Genomic DNA, 22,239 nt, shown 5'->3' with positions numbered 1-22,239 from the left:
ATTTTCATAAGAAATTTATTCTAGATTGTAATGTATAGCGAAAGCAGCAAAACCCCTAGGAACCTTCTATTCATTTCCCTATGATTACTCAATATCGACTTGTCTTCTCTAAATGCAGAGCGCTAGGTAATCAAGGCGAACTATTTCCAACTTGGGAGATTAATAAGTATCTTTCCATGTTGGAGAACATTTGCTTGTCCCCTCTGTTTAAACGCTATCCCTTTTCCAACCTTCGTCATACTTCTTTATCACAAGTCCTAAACCTTAAAAATTGTACGTTGATGATTAAGAAAAGGCGCCTTTTCTATTAATTCTTCATTTTTCGATTAAAAATTATACAATATGTAGTATAATGAACAAGGTAAAATGGAGATTCATCTATCTAGCGGTGTTTAAAGGGGGATTGCCAAAGTGGCAGATAAAGAAAGCCGTGGCACTAGCAAACTTGATTTTAAAACAAAAATGAGAAATAACCTGTTAGAAAGGCGAAACGAGGCGAGAATCATACGAAGAATTGTTGCCATTATTACATTAATTGTATTACTTGTCGCTGGTGGAGTTGCTTTTTTTGGGTACAATTATATTAAATCATCTTTAGAGCCAGTTGATCCTAATAGCAATAAAACTACTGAAGTGGACATTCCAATCGGATCCTCAACGACATCAATTGGAAAGCTTCTAGAGAAAAATGGGATCATTAAAAATGGAACCATCTTTAAATATTATGTTAAATTAAACAATATTTCAGGGTTTCAGGCAGGGAACTATAAGTTTTCTCCATCTATGTCGCTTAATGAGATTGCAGCTACATTGAAAACTGGTAAGCTTGTCAGGGAAGCTATTTTTAAAATGACCGTCCCAGAAGGGCTCCAACTCGATCAAATTGCTAAAATAATTGCCAAACATACAGGAATGTCATCAGATGAAATCTTAAAAAAGCTAGATGATCGTGATATGGTTAAGCAACTTATGAAAAAATACCCTGAAATTCTGACGGATGATATTATGAATGACAATATTAAACATCCATTAGAAGGATACTTATTTCCTGCGACCTATTCTTTTTATGAAGAAAAACCATCACTAGAATCTATCGTCGGTGAAATGCTTACACAAACTAAAAATGTGATTGTAAAATATTCAGGGACGATGGAAGAAAAGGAAATGAGTGTTCACGAGCTTATTACAATGGCTTCATTAATAGAAAAGGAAGCAACTCAAAAAACTGATAGGCACAATATTTCAAGTGTTTTTTATAATCGTATGACGGCTGATATGCCACTTCAAACTGATCCAACTGTATTGTACGCACTAGGAAAACATAAAGACAGAACGCTTTTAGAGGATTTAAAAGTGGATTCGCCTTTTAATACGTATATCCATAAGGGACTTCCACCGGGGCCAATAGCAAATGCAGGTGAAACTTCCATAGAAGCTGCATTAAATCCTGCTAATACGGAATATTTATATTTCCTTGCTGAATATGGGACAGGCGAGGTTCATTATTCTAAAACACTTCAAGAACATAATGCTTTGAAGGAAAAATATATTACGAATAAAAGAGATTAGGCTATAGGGGGTTCATTTTTTGAACGATTCCATCAAAAAGTATCTCGAATCATATATACAAGAGAGAAACTCATTTTTTACAGAGTTGGAGCAATTCGCATTAGATCATCGTGTTCCAATTATGGAACCAACAGGGATTGAAACGATGTTGCAAATAATGAAAATCCAAAATGCTAAAAGCATTTTGGAAATTGGCACGGCTATTGGTTACTCTGCCCTCAGAATGGCCGATGCGATTCAATGTGCACAAATTGTCACATTAGAAATGGATGAAGAGAGAATTTCTCTAGCTAAGGAAAATATAAAAAGGTCTAACATGGGAAATCGAGTTACAGTCATACAAGGGAATGCGTTGGATCTATATGATCAAGTAGCTGTACACGGACCTTTTGATGCTATTTTCATTGACGCTGCCAAAGGACAATATGGGAAATTTTTTACAATGTACAAAGAACTTTTAACAGATAATGGCTGTATTTACACAGATAATGTACTGTTTAAAGGTCTGGTAGCGGATGAAAATTCATCTGAAAATAAAAGATTATCGAGTGTTGCTTCAAAAATTAAGCAATTTAATAATTGGTTATACGAGCAAAAAGATTTTACTACTGTTATAATTCCAGTTGGTGATGGCCTAGCCGTCAGTAAAAAAATATAATGTTGGGGGTCTGAAAGATGGACCAAAAACCAGTAATCATTGGAGTGGCTGGAGGCTCTGGCTCCGGGAAAACAAGTGTGACCAATTCGATTTACGAAACATTTAAAGGTCACTCCATACTGGTCATTGAACAAGATTTTTATTATAAAGATCAAGGACATCTTCCTATGGAAGAACGTCTGAAAACAAATTATGACCATCCACTTGCTTTTGACAATGACCTACTATATAACCATCTTGAAAAACTTTTACGTATTGAAGCAATCGAAAAGCCTGTTTATGATTATACACGGTATACTAGATCGAATAAGACCATTCATGTCGAACCGAAAGATGTCATCATAATTGAAGGAATATTTGTATTAGAAGACGAAAGATTGCGCAATTTAATGGATATAAAAATATTCGTGGATACAGATGCTGATCTACGCATTATCCGCCGTTTAATAAGAGATATGGAAGAGCGTGGCCGATCTTTTGATTCGGTCATCACTCAATATTTAAATGTTGTACGTCCAATGCACAATCAATTTATAGAACCAACAAAAAGATATGCTGATATTATTATTCCTGAAGGAGGGCAAAATCACGTCGCTATCGATCTGCTGGCAACAAAGATTAAAACTATTCTTGAACAAAAGTCATTTTTGTAATACGATAGCATAGATACTATTATATGTACTGTGACGCGCCTGAGAGAGGCGCGTCATCATGTATTACATACACAAAATATTGAAGAAATGTATCTGATAAGGAGTGAAGGGATTTGGCTACGGAAAAAGTCTTTCCTATGACGGAAGCTGGAAAAGAAAAACTTGAACAGGAATTAGAATATTTAAAAACAGTTAAAAGAAAAGAAGTGGTTGAGAGAATAAAAATTGCTCGCAGCTTTGGTGATTTATCGGAGAACTCCGAATACGATTCAGCTAAAGAAGAGCAAGCATTTGTAGAAGGTCGAATCACTACAATCGAAAATATGATAAGAAATGCAAAAATCATAAAAGACGATGAAGCGAATGCAGATATCGTAACACTTGGAAAAACTGTCACTTTCCTTGAGTTGCCAGACGGTGACGAGGAAACATATACGATTGTAGGTAGTGCAGAGGCAGACCCATTTGAAGGGAAAATCTCAAATGATTCGCCAATTGCCAAAAGTTTATTAGGCCATAAAGTGGGTCAAGAAGTAACTGTGCAAACGCCTGGTGGCGAAATGAGGGTTCGTCTAGTTTCAATTAATTAAGATTTTGAACACGATTCCATTTTTGTATGAGAATCGTGTTTTTTATATGTTGCTAAAACCACCTCCTGTTGTTATCCGATATGAAAAATTCGGCAACAATGGTCTTGAGGTGGTTTTTATGAGGAGACGACGGATTAAACTACTATCTGTAAGTATCATACTCATGATATTAGTTTTGTTTTCAAGGCTCATGCAAGTTCAACTATTTTATTCTGAAAATTTTTCAAAACATCATGTTAATCTTTTAAAAGAAAGTGTGAAGCAAAGGACTCAAGAGGTTTTAATCGATGATGGACGGGGTCATTTTTTAGATAACGAAGGTAAACCTCTATCTTATGATGAAAAAACCGTACTTGTTTTATTTCCATTTCTTAAAGATATTCAATGGAATCGAGAACAGCTTGCAAATATTTTGAATATCTCAAAGGAAGAGATAGATAGCGTGTTAATTCACGCGAAAAAACCGTTAATCTATGAGGAAATCACATCAGTCCAAGCGAAGGAAGTAAGCAAAATGAATATTCCTGGTTTATATGCTATCCAGAAAAAATATTCACCCGAAAACACTCCAGCAAGTCAGCTAATTGGTTTAATAGGTGAGAATAGGGATGAATTTTGGAAAAGATATCCAGATAAAAAAGACATGGATTCTTTAAAGATTGGCATATCGGGTATGCAGAAAAACTTTGATGAATTTTTAGTGGCTGAAAACTCTTCAAAGCTTATTTTTCATGTAGACGGGACAGGAGCTCCTTTATTTGGAATTGACGTCAAATACACTGGACAAAGCAACCCTTATTATCCTTTGATGGTTAAGACAACAATTAATAGGAAATTTCAAAATGAAATAGATAACCTATTGGATAAATATAAAATTGCAAAAGGCGGTGCGTTGCTTCTAGATATTGAAACAGGGAATATTTTAGCATCGGCTTCAAGACCGTTATTAAATCGCGATCATCCCTTTTCAGACGAAGGTTCAGTAAATATGATGTTCGAACAGCATATTCCGGGTTCTGTATTTAAAACCGTGGTAGCGGCAGCTGCTATTAGTGAAGGTCTAATCAAGAATAATGAGGAATTTAACTGTTCTCTAAATATTAGAGGAGAACTAGCAGAAAGAGAATTAGGAAATTTGCCTATTAAAGAAAGTTTTTCCAGAAGCTGCAATAAAACATTCGCTGAATTGGCTGTAAGAGTGCAGCAGGATAACCCGAAGTTATTGGAAAAATATGCAGAAAAACTTGGCTTAACAGGATTTTCCGGGTGGGAAGGGGATGTATTTTATTTAAAAAATTTTAAGCAGTTTACTCAAGCGACCGGGAGAATTTTTACAACAGATGAAAGTAGAAAAGATCAAAATTATATAGGACAAACTGGTATTGGCCAGCATGAGGTGCGAGTTTCGCCACTTGGAATCGCTAATATGATGGCTACTATCGCAAGAGGAGGGGAAAAGAAAACAATACGAGCGGCGACAGATATTCAGTATGCAGATGGAGGGGTCCTTTTTCATTTTCCTGAACAAAAAGTGAAGGGAGATCATATTTCGACCTCAACAGCTATGAACCTGCAATCATTGCTCAGAAGCGTTGTAACTGACGATGAAGGAACGGGGAGTTTTTTTCAGCATTTGCCTTATGAAGTTGCTGGAAAAAGCGGTACAGCTGAGACGGGGATAGAGAAAGAGGGAGTCCAACTTCACAACAAATGGTTTGCTGGATATTTTCCATTCCAACATCCACAGTATGCGCTTGTCGTAGTAAATTTAGAAGTACCTGGCGAACAAGGAGGAATCAATCCTCTTTTTGCTGATATAGTAAATATGATTTATAATGAAAACCACATAGAAGATGATGATATGCGAATCAATACTCAAGAGTAATTAATTAATTTATTTATCTATCTACTTTAAGGGTCCAACACTTAAGGATCGCATGAAGCGGAGCATTGTGTTTAGCGTAATAGGATTTGAAGCATAGTAGGTTACTTTTTTATATTTAATAGATGCCCAAAATCATGAGGAACTCAATGATAGAGTAATACCATTCGAAGATGTCCCCCTAAATCCTAAAGAAAACACTGGTAAAGTAACAATTCGTCGGATTGGCGCTCTAAATCCTGCAGAAATGGATGATAAAGGTCGCCAATCCCTAGAATGCCCCATATATCCCTAAGAAAACGATGAAAAAGTTATTCAATGCAGTAAATGATACTTCAGAAATCAACGACACTCCCATAATAAAGTGATTCGACATTAATACTCGATTATTTGCTAACCATGGTTAAAAAGACCAAAGTGGGAAATCCACTATTAGTTCCCCTATATTTTGCTTTTTTATTCACGTTTTTCTTCATCCGTGTTATGATAATGTCAATCGAAATGGAGGGGATTTTGTGTCCATTGATTTTAACAATACAGGATCACGTTCAGAAAAGCGGTCTAAACGGAGAAAGACCAACATTATTTTAAATACATTGATTGCTATTGTTATTATTTTAATCATTATTGTTGGTAAGAATATTTTTTTTGGTGCGCCGAAGCCACAACAGTCAGATGTTCAAGAAACACCAATTAAAGATGTGAATCACGAGCAAAAACAACAGGAACAAGCTACTAATGGAAATTCTCAAGAACAAACAAAAGATGAAAATCAACCAAGCACAGAAGAAGAAACGGACAATTCAGGTAGTATTGAAAATGAAAGCAGTGAGCCCAACGTAGAAAAAGTCATAGTAAATCCTGATTGGAAACCAATTGGAACAGAGCAAACGAATGGCCACCAATCATCGTATGATATGAGTTCTGTGGATTGGAAAGAAAAGGAAAAAGCTGCTGCCTACGCAATTAATACACAAATTGATAATATGACTACGTGGTGGCTCAGACGCGGAGAAGATCCAGTAAATCAGTCGATTTTGACTGTTTCAGCAAAAGGAAGCTCAGATACATATGAAGTTTATGTTGAGTGGGTGGAAGGTCAAGGCTGGAAGCCAACTGAAGTAAAAAAATTGATTAAAAATGATCGAAGATAATTTAGCAGACTTGAAATGAGGTTATCATCTTGAAAATTGCCATCATTGGCGCAATGGAGGAAGAAGTTTCTCTTTTGCGTAGCAATATAACTAATAAAGAAATAATTGAAGTGGCAAGTTGTGAGTTTACTTCAGGGCAAATAGGAGAAAAACAAGTAGTTCTATTGAAATCAGGAATTGGGAAAGTAAATGCTGCAATGTCTACTGCAATCTTATTGGAAAAGTTTAAACCGAATTTGATCATAAATACGGGTTCTGCAGGAGGATATAATCCAGATCTAAACATTGGTGATTTAGTCATTTCTACTGAAGTCCGCCATCATGATGTGGATGTAACAATTTTTGATTATGAATATGGTCAAGTTCCACAAATGCCGTCCGCTTTTATAGCAGATCCTTCTCTCATTACAACTGCTAAAAATGCTGTTGGAAAAATAGAAGGGATTCAAGCTGTAACAGGATTGATTGCAACAGGGGATTCATTTATGAATGATCCCGATAGAGTTGAATTTGTCCGTAATAAGTTTCCGAAACTTCAAGCAGTTGAAATGGAAGCTGCAGCGATTGCTCAAGTTGCTTATCAATTTAACGTTCCGTTTGTTATTATTCGGTCATTATCAGATATTGCAGGTCAAGAATCGCACATATCGTTTGATGAGTTTTTAGAAAAAGCTGCAGTTAATTCTGCTAATTTAGTATTAGAAATGGTTAGATCTTTATAAAGGAAGGACTCTCCTGCTAAATAGGAGAGTCCTTCTATCTTTTGTATTATCCACATTCTTCAATATAAAACACCTAAGATTTATTATTTATTCTTAGTCATTTCCATAAATTCTTCTACATCTTTAATGCAAAGCTTTATTCCTTCTTCCCAGAACTCTCGCTTCGTTAAATCGACACCTAAATGTTTTTCAGCCAAATCTTCAACCATCATTGAACCTGTGTCTTCCAACATAGCCATGTATTTACGCTCATAGCCTTTTCCTTCTTTTACAGCTTGTGCATAGATGCCAAGTGAGAATAAGAAACCAAATGTGTATGGGAAATTATAAAAAGGAACACCAGTAATAAAGAAATGAAGTTTAGATCCCCAGAATAATGGATGATATTCTTTCAATGAGTCGAGGTAAGCTTCTTTTTGTGCTTCTTCCATTATCACATTTAAACGTTTTTTACTAACTAGACCATTTTTACGCTCTTCGTAAAAACGTGTTTCAAAAAGGAATCTCGCATGAATATTCATTAGTAACGCAACGGAACGTTGGATTTTATCTTCAAGAAGTGCAAGTTTTACGTCATCATTTTCTGCATTATTCACAGCTGCATCAGAAACAATCATTTCGGCAAAAGTAGAAGCTGTTTCTGCAACATTCATCGCATATCCTCTATTTAATGGATGGGTATCTTTTAGTGCATATGAATGAAAAGCATGTCCTAATTCGTGGGCTAATGTTGACACATTTGATGGAGTTCCAGAATATGTCATAAAAATCCTTGATTGCTCGTCTGCGGGGAACGATGTGCAAAATCCACCGGGTTGTTTTCCAGGACGATCTTCAGCTTCAATCCAGCGGTCTTCAAAAGCTTTTTTAGTAAATGCAGTTAACTCATCTCCAAAGTTGTTGAAGTGTTTTAAAATGAATTCTGCACCTTCCTGATAGCTAAATGTAGTGTTAACTTCTCCGACAGGAGCATCAAGATCGCACCAACTTAATTTATCTACACCAAGCAGTTCTGCTTTCCTTTGTAAGAAATCAGCAAATGGCTGTTTATGATCGGAAATGACCTCCCACATTACATCTAACGTTTCTTTTTTCATTCTGTTGTATGTTAAAGCTTCTTTTAATATGTGGTCCCAACCTCTTTGCTTGTAAACGGATAGACGGAATCCTGAGAGATGATTTAACGTACCTGCTAAAAGATCAGACTGTTGATTCCAAGCCTTTTCCCATTCTTCAAAAACTTGTTTCCTAACATTTGAATCTGCACTGGAAAATTTATTAGCTGCCTGACCAACTGATAACTCCACTTTTTTTCCATTCTCTTCAAATGGAATTTTTACATGATTGACAATGGTATCATACATTTCTCCCCATCCATGATATCCATCAATACTTAACGCATTAATAATTGCTTCTTGTTCTTTAGGTAATTTTTCAGTTGCTTTTCTACGACGCTCATTAAGTACAAATGACACTACTTGAAGTGAATGTTGATTTAAAAGACCATTCCAAGTGTCATTATCAATTTTTGATAACTTCTCATCAAAATTCGTTAAAATCGTACTAAATTTTGAACTTAAGGTTGTAACCATCCCTCTCAGTTCATTTGCTCTCGTATCTTCAGTATTTTGAGCTTGAAGACAACTAACGAAAGCTCCAGCCTGCCTAATATTTTTCGAAACACTTTGAAGTTTTTCGAGTAAATCTATCAATGAAATATCGTTTGAATCAGTAGGTATTATCCATAAATCAACGGTTTCCTCAAATTCTTGTAAGTCATTTTTTAGGTGTTCTAAATGTTTCAAGAATTGAGGGGAATCACTCCCGCCATTAAAAAAGACATCTAAATCCCAAGTTAAATCATATGTAATTGTTGACATAATGATATCCTCCTTTAGCCCATTTCTTTTATTATAGGCGCTTTTCATTAATTTTGTTGTTTTTTTTTTAGTGAAAACAAAAATCTTTTCCAATGTTTAAGGAGAAAGTTGTAATTTCTGTAAGACAAGCAAATGTAGCACAATCTGTACATATATATGAATACATAAGCTCGATAGAAGTTGGAGGTGAGGAATTGTCCGGTATCCTAACGGCGATTGGTTATGTAATAAAAGAATTGGTTTTTCTTGTATCGTATGTTAAGAATAACGCATTTCCGCATCCTCTTTCTCAGGAAGAGGAGCAACTGAATTTAAAGAAAATGGCTGATGGAGACGAACAAGCCCGTAATCTCCTCATTGAACATAACTTAAGGCTTGTGGCTCACATCGTAAAAAAATTCGAAAATACGGGTGAAGATTCGGAAGACTTAATTTCGATTGGAACAATTGGACTTATTAAAGCGATTGAAAGCTATTCATTCGGAAAAGGCACAAAGCTTGCCACATATGCTGCTAGATGTATAGAAAACGAGATCCTTATGCATTTACGTGCATTGAAAAAGACGAAAAAAGATGTTTCACTCCATGATCCAATCGGCCATGATAAAGAAGGGAATGAAATATCATTAATTGATGTATTAAAATCTGAGGCAGAAGATATTTTTGACACGATTCAGTTAAATATGGAATTGGAAAGAGTGAAGGAATATATTGATGTGTTGGATGATCGAGAAAAAGAAGTAATCATTGGTCGGTTTGGTCTTAATTTAGAAAAAGAAAGGACACAGCGTGAAATAGCAAAAGAACTTGGTATTTCTAGAAGCTATGTTTCTAGAATTGAAAAAAGAGCCTTAATGAAAATGTTTCACGAATTTTATCGTGCTGAAAAGGAAAAATTAAAAAGGTCAAAAGAATAATATACCGAAAAAACACAAGCTCCTGTCCATCAAACGTACTGATCAGTCTTTTTACATTGCTACATTACGTCCTGAGACTTGGAATATTGGAAATATGAAGAGGAACGAGTGGACGCTGACTTATCGTAGGGAAAAAGCTATAACATGTTTGCTTGCGCTTACAGACTGTTATCGATTTTTCATTTTATGAGCACAAAAAAGCCATCTTCTACTTGCGGGAAGATGGCTGTTTCATTAGATTTTTTTAAATGTAAAAGTACTGATCATTAAAATTGATAAGATAAAAATAATAAATAAAAATGAGTTCGGTGGAAAATATGGGATAGCTAAGTAGCTAAGTGTTAATACACAACCAGCGGATGTAATCGGCAAACCCATAAAATATCCATTACTTTCTGTAATGTTAAATCTGGCAAGCCGGAAAGCACCGCAGGCGATAAAAAAAATAGTAAGAAATATACCTGGAAAACCAAACAAATTAAGAATTCCTTGGTATAATAACAAGGCGGGAGCAACTCCAAATGATATGATATCGCTCATCGAGTCAAGTTGTTTTCCCATTTCCGATTCAATTTGTAGTTTTCTTGCAACAATTCCATCAAAACGATCAGCAAGTGCAGCAACAAAAATAAGTAAAAGACTAAGATGCAACTGGCCGTTGATCCCTACAAGTATAGCGCATCCGCCTAAACCGAGATTGGCCAAAGTGAGGACGTTTGCCGTTTGTGATTTCAATTTCCTAATTGTTTGATCAAAGGCATCGACTAGGAACACTTTTCTTCCTCCTTCCTTCATCTTGTATCTAATCATACTAAATTATATTCCTTTTAGACATAAAAGTTAAGAAATTTTTGCTAGGGGGTTAACGGATTGAAACAAAAGTTATACCGAACTTTGATTGAGTTAACAAATGGTCCATTCACAGCTAATTTAATTAAAAAATTTACCCATTCAAAATTGAGCAGACGTCTTATTAAGTCTTATGCAACATTTTATCGAATCAATCTGGATGAAATGTTAGATGATATTAATAGTTATGAAAATTTACATACATTTTTCACAAGAAAATTAAAGGAAAATATAAGAGTGATTGATCAAAACGAAGACTCCATTGTAAGTCCAGTAGATGGTGTTTTAGAGGATATAGGAAAAATCGATGGAAATAGTGTAATATATGTAAAAAATAAAACTTATTCCATTTCCGAAATGCTTGGCAGCAGTGATCGTGCGAGAAAATACGCTGAAGGCACATATATGATTCTTTATTTAAGCCCAGCACATTATCATCGTATACATAGTCCAATCAATGCTAAAATAATGAATCGATATTCACTAGGGTCAAAGTCATATCCTGTCAACCGTTTAGGAATTAAATATGGCGATTCGACTTTAAGCAAAAATTTTCGAACCATTACTGAATTGGAGCATGATTGGAAATCGATTGCAATGGTCAAGGTTGGTGCGATGTTTATCAATTCTGTGGAAATTATAAATCATGATCTTGAATGGAAAAAGGGTGAAGAGGTCGCTTATTTTTCATTTGGTTCTACGGTCGTCCTACTTTTTGAAAAAAATTCTTTCCAACTTAATGAAGATTTTTCAGTGCCTAGCGAGGTAAGAGTGGGACAAGCACTAGGTAAAATAATATAAATAAAAACAAAAAGCGCCCAGCTATCAGGCGCTATTTTAATGACAAGTTTTTATTTTTTTAAGAAGTCTTTTTTACTAGCGATCGCCGGAAAAGTTCAGATTCTATAAGCTGAATAAAATCAGAACCTAGGTTAAGATTCTTAGCCTTATAATATGATTCGAGTAAAAGTTCATCAGATAACTTTTTCATCAGCTTCACCTCCAACAATCAATGATTAGTTCTAAAAAGGATAGTTAATGAATAGATTATTAAGTTATCCCTTTTATTACCCTCACTTTACCAGAATAAACTTTGTGGAACAAGCGTTCCATTATCCACAAAGGAAAGTGGATAACTTGTGGGTAAATTGTTGGTAATTATATTAATGGTTGTCATATTGGCTCTTATTTTGTGTATAAACTTATCCACAGTTTTTGGTAAAGTAGATTATTGTCGAAAACTCTTTTGAATATAGTCAATAATAAACGAGAATATATCCTTCAAATATGAAAAAAGATGCGATTACGTTAAAAATTAGATAAGATAAATTTAGTTAACAGAACAAGTAATGAGGTGTAGAAGATTGTTGAAAAAGTTTTTGCCTAGTGAATATGTTAAAAGCATTTATCATATAAAGGCTGAAGAGTTAAAAGCAAAAGGAATAAAAGGGATTATTACCGATCTAGATAATACTCTAGTAGAATGGGATCGTCCAAATGCCACACCAATGCTAATTGATTGGCTGGAAGAATTGGAACAACATAACATTAAAGTTACAATTGTGTCCAATAATAATGAACAAAGAGTACGTATATTTTCAGATCCTTTACGTATCCCATTTATTTATAAGGCAAGAAAACCACTCGGTTTCGCTTTTAGAAAGGCAATACAAATGATGGGAACAACGAAAGACGAAACGGTCATAATTGGAGATCAATTATTAACTGATGTATTTGGAGGAAATCGTTCTGGTATTTATACGATCCTGGTTATTCCGGTAGCAAACTCGGACGGTTTTTTCACTCGTTTTAATCGAAAAATTGAACGAAGAATTATGGCCAATTTTAAACGAAAAGGATTAATTGATTGGGAGGATGAACAGTGAGTAAAAATGAAATAAGCTGTATTGGCTGCGGTGCCTTAATACAGACCGAGCATCCAGAAGAAATTGGCTATGCCCCTCCTTCATCTCTAGAAAAAGAAGAGATTATTTGTCAAAGATGCTTTCGATTAAAGCATTATAATGAAGTGCAAGATGTATCACTAACGGATGAAGATTTTTTAAATATATTAAACAAGCTTAGTCTTACGGATAGTTTAATTGTAAAGGTCATCGACATTTTTGATTTTAATGGCAGCTGGCTACCAGGATTGCACCGCTTTGTAGGTAAAAATCCGATATTATTAATCGGAAATAAAGTCGATCTGCTTCCGAAATCTGCAAAAAGAAATAAATTGATCCAATGGATGAAAAGTGCATCAAAGGAACTTGGTTTAAAGCCTCTTGATGTACTTCTTGTCAGTGCGTCGAAGGGAATCCATATTAGGGAAGCTCTTGAGCAAATAGAATATTACCGAAAAGGAAAAGATGTTTATATTGTAGGTTGTACCAATGTTGGAAAATCAACCTTTATTAATCGAATCATTAAAGAAGTAGCGGGTGGACAAGACGTAATTACAACCTCTCATTTCCCTGGAACAACTTTGGATATGATTGAAATACCTCTTGATGATGGTAAGGCGCTTATTGATACACCAGGAATCATTAATCATCATCAAATGGCACACTTTGTTCATAAAAATGATTTGAAAATCATTACACCTAAGAAAGAAATTAAGCCTAAAGTATTTCAATTGAATGAAGAACAAACGTTATTTTTTGGAGGATTAGCTAGGTTCGATTATTTAAAAGGTGGACGTCGTTCCTTTACTTGTTATTTGTCAAATGAGTTAATGATTCATCGAACAAAATTGGAAAATGCCGATTCATTATATCAAAATCATGTAGGAGAAATGCTACAGCCGCCACGGAAAAATGAACTAGATCAGTTTCCGGAACTTGTGAGACATGAATTCATGATTAAAGACGGGAAAACAGATGTAGTGTTTTCAGGTTTAGGATGGGTGACAGTTAATGAACCTGGGGCAAAAGTGGCCGCCTATGTTCCAAAGGGTGTAAATGTGACGGTAAGAAGATCATTAATATAAAGGTATTGATTTTTCTACTATGCTTGGAGTATAAAGCGCGAGACTCCTGCTGAAAAAACTGGTTATAGGAGACCTCCTAGGTGCGTAGTGCCAAAGAGGCACCCGTTTTTCAGCTGAGGGAAACGAGCGCCTATAGCGGAAACTTACCAGCTTATCGGAGTCAATATAAAAAGCACTATCATTGGGGGAATATGATTGATTAAATTGTATGGAGTTATTGGCGATCCAATTGTTCAATCCATGTCGCCAATCATGCAAAGCCAGGAATTTAACGAATTGGGAATTGATGCACACTATCACCCTTTTCATATTTTGGATAAAGACTTACAGGATGCAGTAAAGGGTATGAAAGCAATAGGGGTTGAGGGATTTAATGTAACAAGCCCCCATAAAACGATGATTATGCCGTTTTTAGATTATATTGACCCACTCGCTAAGGCAATTGGGGCAGTGAATACTGTCGTGAGAATCAATGATGAGTTCCATGGATATAACACAGACGGAATGGGATATATAAAAGCATTACAGGCAGATTGGAAAGAGGATTTCACGAATGACAAAGCTTTGATCATTGGAGCAGGCGGCGCATCTAAGGCAATATTTTACACATTATTATCTAGAGGAATGAAAAATATTGATATAGCAAATCGCTCCGTGGATAAAGCAAACCAATTAATAGTTGATTGCCCATTTGAAGGGAATTCTAATGCAATCACTCTTAAAGAGGCGGAGGCAAAAATAGGAGAATATCAGCTAATTATACAAACAACTTCTATTGGGATGTACCCTAATGTTTCAGAAAGTCCATTGTCCTTTGAAAATTTACATAAGGATGCTTTTGTTTCTGATATCATCTATAATCCATTTGAAACTGCTTTGTTGAAAGAAGCAAATGAAAAAGGAGCAAAAACGCAAAATGGACTCGGTATGTTTGTTTACCAAGGTGCACTTGCATTTGAAAAATGGACAGGTCTAACCCCGGATGTTAGCCGAATGACAGACATTGTAATAAAACACTTAGGAGGAAAAACATGTTGACTGGAAAGCAAAAACGATACTTAAGATCATTGGCCCATCATATTAATCCGATTTTTCAAGTTGGGAAAGGCGGAGTGAATGAAAATATGATCAAGCAAATTGATGAAGCTTTAGAAAAAAGAGAATTACTAAAAATAAGTATTCTTCAAAATTGTGATGAAGATAAAGAAACAGTGGCATCCGAAATTGTAGAAGGAACAAAAGCAGAACTTGTTCAAATTATCGGTAACATGATCATTCTTTATAAAGAGTCCAAAGAGCATAAAGAAATAAAATTGCCAGTTTAAATGGTGAACAAGATGAGAAAAAAAATTGGCATTTTAGGTGGAACATTTGATCCACCTCATCTAGGTCATTTAATTATCGCCAACGAAGTATATCATCATTTACAGCTAGATGAGATTCAATTCATGCCCAATCAGGAGCCTCCACATAAAGAAAGAGAAAGTCATACTACGAATAGAGATCGAATCAGAATGTTGGAACTAGCCATTCAAGGAAATCCTTTTTTTTCGATTGAAAAAATAGAATTGGAGAGAAAAGGTAGATCTTATACTTACGATACGATGAAAATGCTAATGGAACGGAATCCCGAAAATGATTATTATTTCATCATTGGATCAGATATGGTGGAGTATTTGCCTCATTGGTATCAAGTGGATGAATTATTTAAGATGATCAAGTTTGTTGGAGTTAATCGGCCAAATTACCAGCTTGAAAGTCCTTATCCCATTATCCAAATTGAAGTCCCGTTTATTGAAATATCATCATCCATGATTAGAAAAAGAAGTAAAAATGGTGAATCGATCAATTATTTATTGCCTTATGGGGTCATTAACTATATTGAGGAGAATCAACTGTATGGATCGTGAAAAAGCAATAGAAATCGTTGGAAAAAAAATAAAAGGACCTAGATTCCAACATACATTGGGAGTAGTTGATACAGCTATAAAGCTTGCAGAAAAATACGGTGCTAATAGAGAACAGGCTGAGATTGCTGCAATTTTTCACGATTATGCGAAGCTTTTACCCATTAGTGAATTGAAAAATATCCTTAAAGAAGGGCAAGAAGACGATAGCTTGCTCCTGTACCATCCAGAACTTTGGCATGGACCTGCAGCTGCTTATATACTAAAAAAAGAATTTTCTATAGAAGATGAAGAAATATTAAATTCGATTCGTTTCCATACAACGGGTAGATCCAATATGAGTCTGCTAGAAAAAGTCATCTACCTTGCTGATTATATTGAACCAGGACGAAGTTTTCCTGGTGTTAACGAAACGAGAGAATTAGCCGAAAAAGATTTGGATCAAGCCGTTTTTAAAGCCATCAGTAATACGATTTCGTTTCTGGTTGAGAAAAAGGCAGCGATTTATCCAGATACATTTGAGGCTTATAATAGTTTCGTTTTCAATACGGATAGTTAAAACTCATTATTGACTTTGATATTAATTTGATTGAAGCGGAAGGTGTGAGACTCCTGCGGGAACAACGGGTAATGGGAGACCCCACAGGCGCGCCAAGCGCCGAGGAGTCTCCCGAGCAGCCCGCGGAAAGCGAACACCTGAAGCAGAAATCAACGGATTTAACACAGATCCCAAAAATAAGGAGGAATTCCAGTTTGGATACAAAAGAGTTATTAAAAACGGTAGTAAAAGCGGCTGATGATAAAAGGGCGGAAGAGATAGTTGTATTAAATATGCAAGGGATATCCTTAATTGCGGATTATTTTCTCATTTGCCATGGAAACTCAGAAAAACAAGTACAAGCCATTGCAAGGGAAATAAAAGATGAAGCGAGCAAAGTAGGATATGTTGTAAATAAGATGGAAGGTATTGATGAAGCGAAATGGGTGTTGGTTGATATGGGGAATATCATAGCACACGTCTTCCATCGAGATGAACGCAGCTATTATAATTTGGAGAGACTTTGGGGAGATGCTCCAATTGAAGATGTTTTAGGAGAATTGGAATCGTGACGTATGAACGGTTAGCATATGTGTATGATTTTTTAATGATGGAAGTGCCTTACTCAAACTGGCTTGAGTATTTAAATAACGAAAAGAAAAGGTATTCTGTAGAAGGAAATCGTATACTCGATTTGGCATGTGGGACAGGTGAATTATCTGTTTTATTGGCTGAAGCAGAATTTGACGTAACCGGAGTTGATATTTCGGACGATATGTTAATGGTTGCAAGGGAAAAAGCGGAGAGGAAAGGACTTAATATTCATTTATATGAGCAAGATATGACCCAATTAGAGGGACTTGGGACATTTGATATTATTTCTATATTTTGTGATTCTTTAAATTATCTACATACACAGGAAGATGTTCAAAAGACATTCAGTAATGTGTATGCTCATTTAAATGATAACAGTATATTTTTATTCGATGTTCACTCACCATATAAAATCAATCAGTTTATAAATGAATCATATTCTCTTGCTGAGGATGAAGTGTCTTATATTTGGACAAGCTTTCCAGGTGAGCATCCTCTATCAATAGAACATGAATTAACCTTTTTTGTATTGGATGAAAAATCAGGGAAATATGATCGGTTTGACGAAATTCATAAACAGCGAACATATACAACGGATCAATATATTAAGTGGCTTACGGAAGCAGGGTTTGCTATAAAGTCCATCACCGCAGATTTTACAGATCATCCACCTACTGAAACATCAGAAAGAATATTTTTTACTTGTCAAAAAAAATAAGACATATGTCTTAGAATCTTGATGATAGTCAGGACGGCGAAAAGCCGTCCTTTTCTAATAAAACATCTTGAACAATAAACTAAAACACGTATAATAGTTTATAATGGAAAGTCTTTTTTCAAAATTTCCACTTCTTCGTTAAATTTTGCATGAGTTGCTCGAAGCACTTCTTCAAAAACCCCATCCAGTTCCTTTTCCAATACCTTTATTCCTTCACCAGTAATACCACCCTTAACACAAACTTTTTCCTCTAATGTAGGAAGAGAATAATATCCTTTATTTAATAATTCGCCAAGACCTATTAACATTTCCTCAGCAAGTTTAGTAGCAGTATCCCTATCAATCAATGTTTCCGAAACTGCCGCTTCGATAAATCTTCTAGTAATATAACTAAAAAAAGCTGGACCACAGCTAACAATATCTGATGAAATGCGGGTGATTTCCTCCTTTATTTGGATTGGAACCGAAATATGTGTAAACAAGTCTATCAGCTGTTTTTGCCATTTTTGGTCGCTTAATTCTCCAAATGTAAAGAGTGTCACACCGGCAAGTGCTCTATTTGTTATGCTTGGTATTATTCTTACACAAGAGCAAGGTAATAATTTTTCAAGCCAAGACGTTTGTATTGGGCTCGTAATGGTTACGAGACATTGGTCTTTGCGAAAATATTGCTCATTCTCCTTAATAAGTGAGAAATATTCATTCGGTTTTACACAAAGAAAAATAAGGTTAGAATTTTGTATTACTTCGCGAGCATGATTAGCAACTATAATTTCACTATATTTATGTTTAAGCATTTCTGCTTTTGCTTTCGTCCTGTTAACAACTATTACTTCTGAAGGAGTTATTGCACGACTATCAATCAATGCCTCAGAAAGTATTGTACCCATATTACCTGTCCCAATTACCCCGACCTTCATTCCTGTCCCTCCTTCGCCTATCTCTCCTAACATATGTATGCCTGCAAAAATAAAATATTCATTTCTAGTGAGGTGGTATTGAAATTGATATGGCTTGAAAAATATAAATCTTTATTGGTTGGAGCCATTGTAATTGGACTCGCTCTTTTTCTGTTTATGAGTCAGCCTAAAGAGAATCCAGTGGTCGTTAATGCAAATCTGCCTTTAGCGGAAAACGAAATACCCAGAATGGATGAAAATGAAACAAATGAATTGTTAGCAGTAAAGATTTTTGTAGATGTAAAAGGTGCTGTGAAAATTCCTGGGCTTTATGAAGCAAGTGAAACTGATCGTGTTTTTGATATTATCGAGAAAGCAGGGGGATTACTCGATAAGGCTGATGAGGGACAAATAAATTTTGCTCAGAAAGTGCATGATGAAATGGTTATATACATTCCTAAAGTTGGTGAGGAAATCGAAAATCCTTTCTTAAACAATTCATCCCCATCAAACCAAAATGATAATGTAAATATAAATAAGGCAGATTCGAGTGAATTAGAAACATTACCAGGAATTGGTCCTGCAAAAGCAGCCGCCATTATAGAATTTAGGGAACAGAATGGGCCATTTAAACAAATCGATGATCTCCAAAAAATATCAGGAATTGGCCCAAAGACATTTGAAAGATTGCAGGATTTAATAACTGTTAAGTAATTGACTATTTTCTACAAAAGTCGATAAACTTAAGAAAACGGAAAAGGGAGACTTTTATGGAGAGAATATCTTGGAATCAATATTTTATGGCGCAAAGCCATCTATTATCATATCGTAGTACTTGTACAAGGCTTACAGTCGGGGCAACGATAGTAAGGGACAAGCGAATTATTGCCGGAGGGTATAACGGGTCTATTGCTGGTGGAGTTCATTGTATTGATGAAGGCTGCTATGTTATTGATAATCATTGTGTAAGAACGATTCATGCAGAAATGAACGCAATTTTACAATGTGCGAAGTTTGGGGTGCCTACAGAAAATGCTGAAATATATGTTACTCATTTTCCGTGTTTACAATGTTGTAAGGCGATCATCCAAGCAGGAATAACAACTGTTTACTATGCTGAAGATTATAAAAATCATCCACATGCAATAGAGTTATTTGAACAATCAGGTGTCGTAGTGGAACAAGTTCCATTTAACAAAGAAATATTTCAAACATTTGCAATTAATTAGTAGCGTATGATTTGGAGCGGCTGTGATACAGCCCTCCAAACTATTCAGAAAGGAGTTGCAATGGCTACAGGAAGTTGGTTTTTTGCAGCAATAGCTGCAATCTCCGGTGTGATGATCATTTTCGAATTTCACATATTAACGCTTATACTTATTTCAATGGGAATGATACGAATCATTTTCGAGAGGCGAAAAAATTTGTTTTTATTTTTCTGTACGTTTTTTATTTTTTTTATGTGCCTTGCTTTCTTAACGAAACAACATAACATTTCAATATTTGAACATGGAAAGACCAATATGCATGTTACCTTCAATGAATTTCCTCAAATTGACGGAGACCGTTTAAAAGCCGTAGTCGTATCCGATCAAGAAAAGCTCCTACTATCCTATAAAATCCAAAGTGAATTAGAAAAATCTTTATTGGAATCAAATATTCGTTCAGGTGCAACATGCTTTATCTCGGGTGATTTAATTCAACCAGAGCCAAACCGCAACGAATATACTTTTAACTATGAACAATTTTTGTATAGACAAAATATCCATTGGTTACTTGATACAGATCGTATTGATGGGAATGAATGCTATTACTCTAAACAATCCATTAAGCATCACTTGCAAAACATTCGGGAAAAAGGGGTTCGGTTCGTGGACAAGAGTTTTCCGGATATATTAATCCCGTATGCAAATGCACTAATATTCGGAGATCGCACGTCATTTTCAGAGGATACATATCGTTCCTACCAGCAAATAGGAGTAGTCCATTTATTAGCCATCTCTGGTTTACACATCGCTTTTTTTGTTGGGTTAATTTATATCATCTTCCTACGCTTAGGAATTACAAAAGAAACCATTTATTGGATTTTAATGATTATCTTGCCAATATATACGATTATAAGTGGATTAAATCCCCCTGTCATAAGAGCTGTCTTGATGACACTGCTTTTATTATCATCAAAAAAATGGCGACTTCCTATTACAACGCTTGACGCTTTATCCATTACCTTTATCTTATTCTTGCTTTTTGATCCTTTTTTGATTTATCACGCTGGATTTCAACTTTCTTTTTGTGTCACCTTTTGTTTGATCATCTCATCAAAAGCCATTTTTCTTAATAATCATACTTATATTAGGAAGATGGTGGATATCTCCATTGTCTCTACACTTGCATCTTTTCCTATTCTTATTTTCCATTTCTTTGAGTTTTCTGTAATCGGTATTTTGGCCAATGTTATTTTTGTACCTTTTTATACAACTATTATATTGCCATCAATGCTTAGTCTTTTTATCATCAAGTTTTTCAGTGATGGACTATTTTCTCTTTTTGCCGAATTAATAGCCGTTATCGTTTCGTATTCGGAACAATTTGCACTAATAATTAGTTCGTTTAAATTTTCGACGATCATAACAGGAAAACCTAACACAATAAGTTTAATTTTTATGGTAGTTGGTGCATATTTGTACGTTTTTTTAACGGAACATAAAAGGCCGAGAATTGTAGCGATTTTACCATTAATGACTATTTTGTTAATTCATATGGCAGTTATCCAATTTTCACCAAAAGGAGAAGTCTTCTTTATCGATATTGGACAGGGGGATAGTACATTAATTAAATTGCCATATAACCGTGGAACATACTTAATTGATACAGGAGGACAGCTTGAATTCCCTATTCCGGATTGGCGAGAACGAAAGAAACCTTTTCAAGTTGGGAAGCAAATGTTATTGCCTGTATTAAAAAGTAAAGGAATTCATACAATTGATAAATTGATTTTGACTCATAGCGATGCAGATCACATTGGTGCTGCGAAGGACTTATTTGGCGAAATAGCGATAAAAGAAATATATATTTCACCAAATTCATGGGACATTTCATTAATGGAAATTATACTTAACCTTGCTAAAAAGTATAGAGTACCAATTTACGAAGTAAAAGCCGGAACAGGATGGGAAAATAAATCTGGGACATTTCATATTATTTTTCCTCTTGATGATCATTATGAAGGAAATAATAGTTCACTCGTATTATTTGCTTCATTTGGAAAATTGGTTTGGCTTTTTATGGGGGATGTAGAAAAAGAAGGGGAAAAAGAAATCATAGAAGCGTACCAAAAGTTGAATGCAGATGTAATAAAAGTAGGTCATCACGGCAGTAAAACATCTTCTACAATAGAATTTATTAAATTTATTAATCCTGATTATGCAGTTATTTCGGCGGGGTATAATAATCGTTATGGTCACCCTCATCAGGAAGTACTTGATGTTTTGAAGGAAAATAAAGTTCACGTATATAGAACTGACGAACACGGTGGTATTCATTATGTATTTACAAAAAGAGGAGGAACCTTTCACACCATTATGCAATAAAATAACAATATAGAAGGACTTTATCTTGGAGTAAATGGTTCGGGTCAAATGAAAACATTAAATCATGTGCTGAGGAAGCTTCTGAAAAGGAGTGTAACATAAACGCTTAACTCAATAAAAAAAGAAGTTT

The 22,239-nt window shown here is 35.1% G+C and carries 24 protein-coding genes; 20 read left to right on the top strand and 4 right to left on the bottom strand.

Translation table 11 applies throughout. The features are described from left to right. Positions 1–462 precede the first annotated feature (462 nt). The 7 genes from mltG to mtnN all read left to right on the top strand — a co-directional run bounded on the left by mltG (position 463) and on the right by mtnN (position 7,228). The gene (gene mltG, locus KHA93_RS08820) at positions 463–1,569 is read left to right on the top strand and encodes an endolytic transglycosylase MltG (protein ID WP_213112844.1); all 1,107 of its coding nucleotides are present in this window, start codon (positions 463–465) and stop codon (positions 1,567–1,569) included. Between the two features lie 19 nt (positions 1,570–1,588). Next, entirely contained in the window at positions 1,589–2,227 is a 639-nt protein-coding gene (locus tag KHA93_RS08815) for an O-methyltransferase (protein WP_213110403.1), read from the top strand. 17 nt (positions 2,228–2,244) lie between these two features. After that, complete coding sequence (gene udk, locus KHA93_RS08810) at positions 2,245–2,880, top strand: uridine kinase (protein ID WP_213110402.1); 636 nt, start codon at positions 2,245–2,247, stop codon at positions 2,878–2,880. Positions 2,881–2,993: 113 nt separating this feature from the next. Continuing rightward, entirely contained in the window at positions 2,994–3,470 is a 477-nt protein-coding gene (greA, locus tag KHA93_RS08805) for a transcription elongation factor GreA (protein WP_213110401.1), read from the top strand. A gap of 118 nt (positions 3,471–3,588) precedes the next feature. Then, a complete protein-coding gene (locus KHA93_RS08800) occupies positions 3,589–5,355 on the top strand; it encodes a peptidoglycan D,D-transpeptidase FtsI family protein (protein ID WP_213110400.1) in 1,767 nt (588 codons plus the stop codon). Between the two features lie 512 nt (positions 5,356–5,867). Continuing rightward, a complete protein-coding gene (locus KHA93_RS08795) occupies positions 5,868–6,506 on the top strand; it encodes a YrrS family protein (protein WP_213110399.1) in 639 nt (212 codons plus the stop codon). Between the two features lie 29 nt (positions 6,507–6,535). Next, positions 6,536–7,228, top strand: a complete 693-nt coding sequence (gene mtnN, locus KHA93_RS08790) for a 5'-methylthioadenosine/S-adenosylhomocysteine nucleosidase (RefSeq protein ID WP_213110398.1) — start codon at positions 6,536–6,538, stop codon at positions 7,226–7,228. A gap of 83 nt (positions 7,229–7,311) precedes the next feature. Here mtnN and KHA93_RS08785 read toward each other — a convergent pair whose 3' ends face one another. Further along, the gene (locus KHA93_RS08785) at positions 7,312–9,108 is read right to left on the bottom strand and encodes a M3 family oligoendopeptidase (RefSeq protein ID WP_213110397.1); all 1,797 of its coding nucleotides are present in this window, start codon (positions 9,106–9,108) and stop codon (positions 7,312–7,314) included. 194 nt (positions 9,109–9,302) lie between these two features. Between KHA93_RS08785 and sigK the strand changes: the two genes are divergently transcribed. After that, positions 9,303–10,025 (top strand): RNA polymerase sporulation sigma factor SigK, encoded by a 723-nt coding sequence (gene sigK, locus KHA93_RS08780; RefSeq protein ID WP_213112843.1) that lies wholly within the window; start codon positions 9,303–9,305, stop codon positions 10,023–10,025. Positions 10,026–10,259: 234 nt separating this feature from the next. Here the strand turns inward: sigK and pssA are convergent, their stop codons facing one another. Next, positions 10,260–10,799: a CDP-diacylglycerol--serine O-phosphatidyltransferase gene (gene pssA, locus KHA93_RS08775; RefSeq protein WP_213110396.1), complete on the bottom strand. Its 540-nt coding sequence runs from the start codon at positions 10,797–10,799 to the stop codon at positions 10,260–10,262. A gap of 96 nt (positions 10,800–10,895) precedes the next feature. On the opposite strand from pssA, the gene KHA93_RS08770 reads away from it, so the two are divergent. Next, entirely contained in the window at positions 10,896–11,675 is a 780-nt protein-coding gene (locus KHA93_RS08770) for a phosphatidylserine decarboxylase (RefSeq protein ID WP_213110395.1), read from the top strand. Between the two features lie 58 nt (positions 11,676–11,733). On the opposite strand, the gene KHA93_RS08765 is transcribed toward KHA93_RS08770, so the two are convergent. Beyond that, positions 11,734–11,865 carry a sporulation histidine kinase inhibitor Sda gene (locus tag KHA93_RS08765; protein ID WP_213110394.1) on the bottom strand — a complete coding sequence of 44 codons (132 nt, stop codon included), beginning with the start codon at positions 11,863–11,865 and terminating at the stop codon, positions 11,734–11,736. Positions 11,866–12,238: 373 nt separating this feature from the next. Between KHA93_RS08765 and KHA93_RS08760 the strand changes: the two genes are divergently transcribed. The 8 genes from KHA93_RS08760 to KHA93_RS08725 all read left to right on the top strand — a co-directional run bounded on the left by KHA93_RS08760 (position 12,239) and on the right by KHA93_RS08725 (position 17,620). Beyond that, on the top strand, positions 12,239–12,760 hold the full coding sequence (locus KHA93_RS08760; protein WP_213110393.1) for a YqeG family HAD IIIA-type phosphatase: 522 nt from the start codon (positions 12,239–12,241) through the stop codon (positions 12,758–12,760). Then, positions 12,757–13,863 carry a ribosome biogenesis GTPase YqeH gene (gene yqeH, locus KHA93_RS08755; RefSeq protein WP_213110392.1) on the top strand — a complete coding sequence of 369 codons (1,107 nt, stop codon included), beginning with the start codon at positions 12,757–12,759 and terminating at the stop codon, positions 13,861–13,863. Before KHA93_RS08760 ends, yqeH begins: the two co-directional genes overlap by 4 nt. 195 nt (positions 13,864–14,058) lie before the next feature. Continuing rightward, on the top strand, positions 14,059–14,901 hold the full coding sequence (aroE, locus tag KHA93_RS08750) for a shikimate dehydrogenase (protein WP_213110391.1): 843 nt from the start codon (positions 14,059–14,061) through the stop codon (positions 14,899–14,901). Then, positions 14,895–15,188, top strand: coding sequence for a ribosome assembly RNA-binding protein YhbY (gene yhbY / locus KHA93_RS08745; RefSeq protein WP_213110390.1), 294 nt, complete (start codon positions 14,895–14,897; stop codon positions 15,186–15,188). Before aroE ends, yhbY begins: the two co-directional genes overlap by 7 nt. 12 nt (positions 15,189–15,200) lie before the next feature. Continuing rightward, entirely contained in the window at positions 15,201–15,773 is a 573-nt protein-coding gene (locus KHA93_RS08740; protein ID WP_213110389.1) for a nicotinate-nucleotide adenylyltransferase, read from the top strand. Continuing rightward, complete coding sequence (gene yqeK, locus KHA93_RS08735; RefSeq protein ID WP_213110388.1) at positions 15,763–16,329, top strand: bis(5'-nucleosyl)-tetraphosphatase (symmetrical) YqeK; 567 nt, start codon at positions 15,763–15,765, stop codon at positions 16,327–16,329. The genes KHA93_RS08740 and yqeK overlap by 11 nt, the downstream gene beginning before the upstream one ends. A gap of 194 nt (positions 16,330–16,523) precedes the next feature. Continuing rightward, entirely contained in the window at positions 16,524–16,880 is a 357-nt protein-coding gene (gene rsfS, locus KHA93_RS08730) for a ribosome silencing factor (RefSeq protein WP_233711092.1), read from the top strand. Beyond that, positions 16,877–17,620, top strand: coding sequence for a class I SAM-dependent DNA methyltransferase (locus tag KHA93_RS08725; protein WP_213110387.1), 744 nt, complete (start codon positions 16,877–16,879; stop codon positions 17,618–17,620). The genes rsfS and KHA93_RS08725 overlap by 4 nt, the downstream gene beginning before the upstream one ends. Before the next feature lie 98 nt (positions 17,621–17,718). On the opposite strand, the gene comER is transcribed toward KHA93_RS08725, so the two are convergent. Then, complete coding sequence (comER, locus tag KHA93_RS08720; RefSeq protein ID WP_213110386.1) at positions 17,719–18,540, bottom strand: late competence protein ComER; 822 nt, start codon at positions 18,538–18,540, stop codon at positions 17,719–17,721. A gap of 84 nt (positions 18,541–18,624) precedes the next feature. Between comER and KHA93_RS08715 the strand changes: the two genes are divergently transcribed. Genes KHA93_RS08715 through KHA93_RS08705 form a run of 3 tightly spaced genes read left to right on the top strand, consistent with a single transcriptional unit; the run spans position 18,625 to position 22,109 of the window. Then, on the top strand, positions 18,625–19,233 hold the full coding sequence (locus KHA93_RS08715; protein WP_233711091.1) for a helix-hairpin-helix domain-containing protein: 609 nt from the start codon (positions 18,625–18,627) through the stop codon (positions 19,231–19,233). 56 nt (positions 19,234–19,289) lie between these two features. Beyond that, positions 19,290–19,748: a ComE operon protein 2 gene (locus tag KHA93_RS08710; RefSeq protein WP_213110384.1), complete on the top strand. Its 459-nt coding sequence runs from the start codon at positions 19,290–19,292 to the stop codon at positions 19,746–19,748. Between the two features lie 60 nt (positions 19,749–19,808). Next, the gene (locus tag KHA93_RS08705; protein WP_213110383.1) at positions 19,809–22,109 is read left to right on the top strand and encodes a DNA internalization-related competence protein ComEC/Rec2; all 2,301 of its coding nucleotides are present in this window, start codon (positions 19,809–19,811) and stop codon (positions 22,107–22,109) included. Positions 22,110–22,239 lie beyond the last annotated feature (130 nt).

Source organism: Lederbergia citrisecunda, assembly GCF_018343695.1.
Classification (GTDB): domain Bacteria; phylum Bacillota; class Bacilli; order Bacillales; family Bacillaceae_C; genus Lederbergia; species Lederbergia citrisecunda.
Note: the sequence above shows the minus strand (reverse complement) of the source record. Positions and strands in the feature narration are given on the sequence as shown.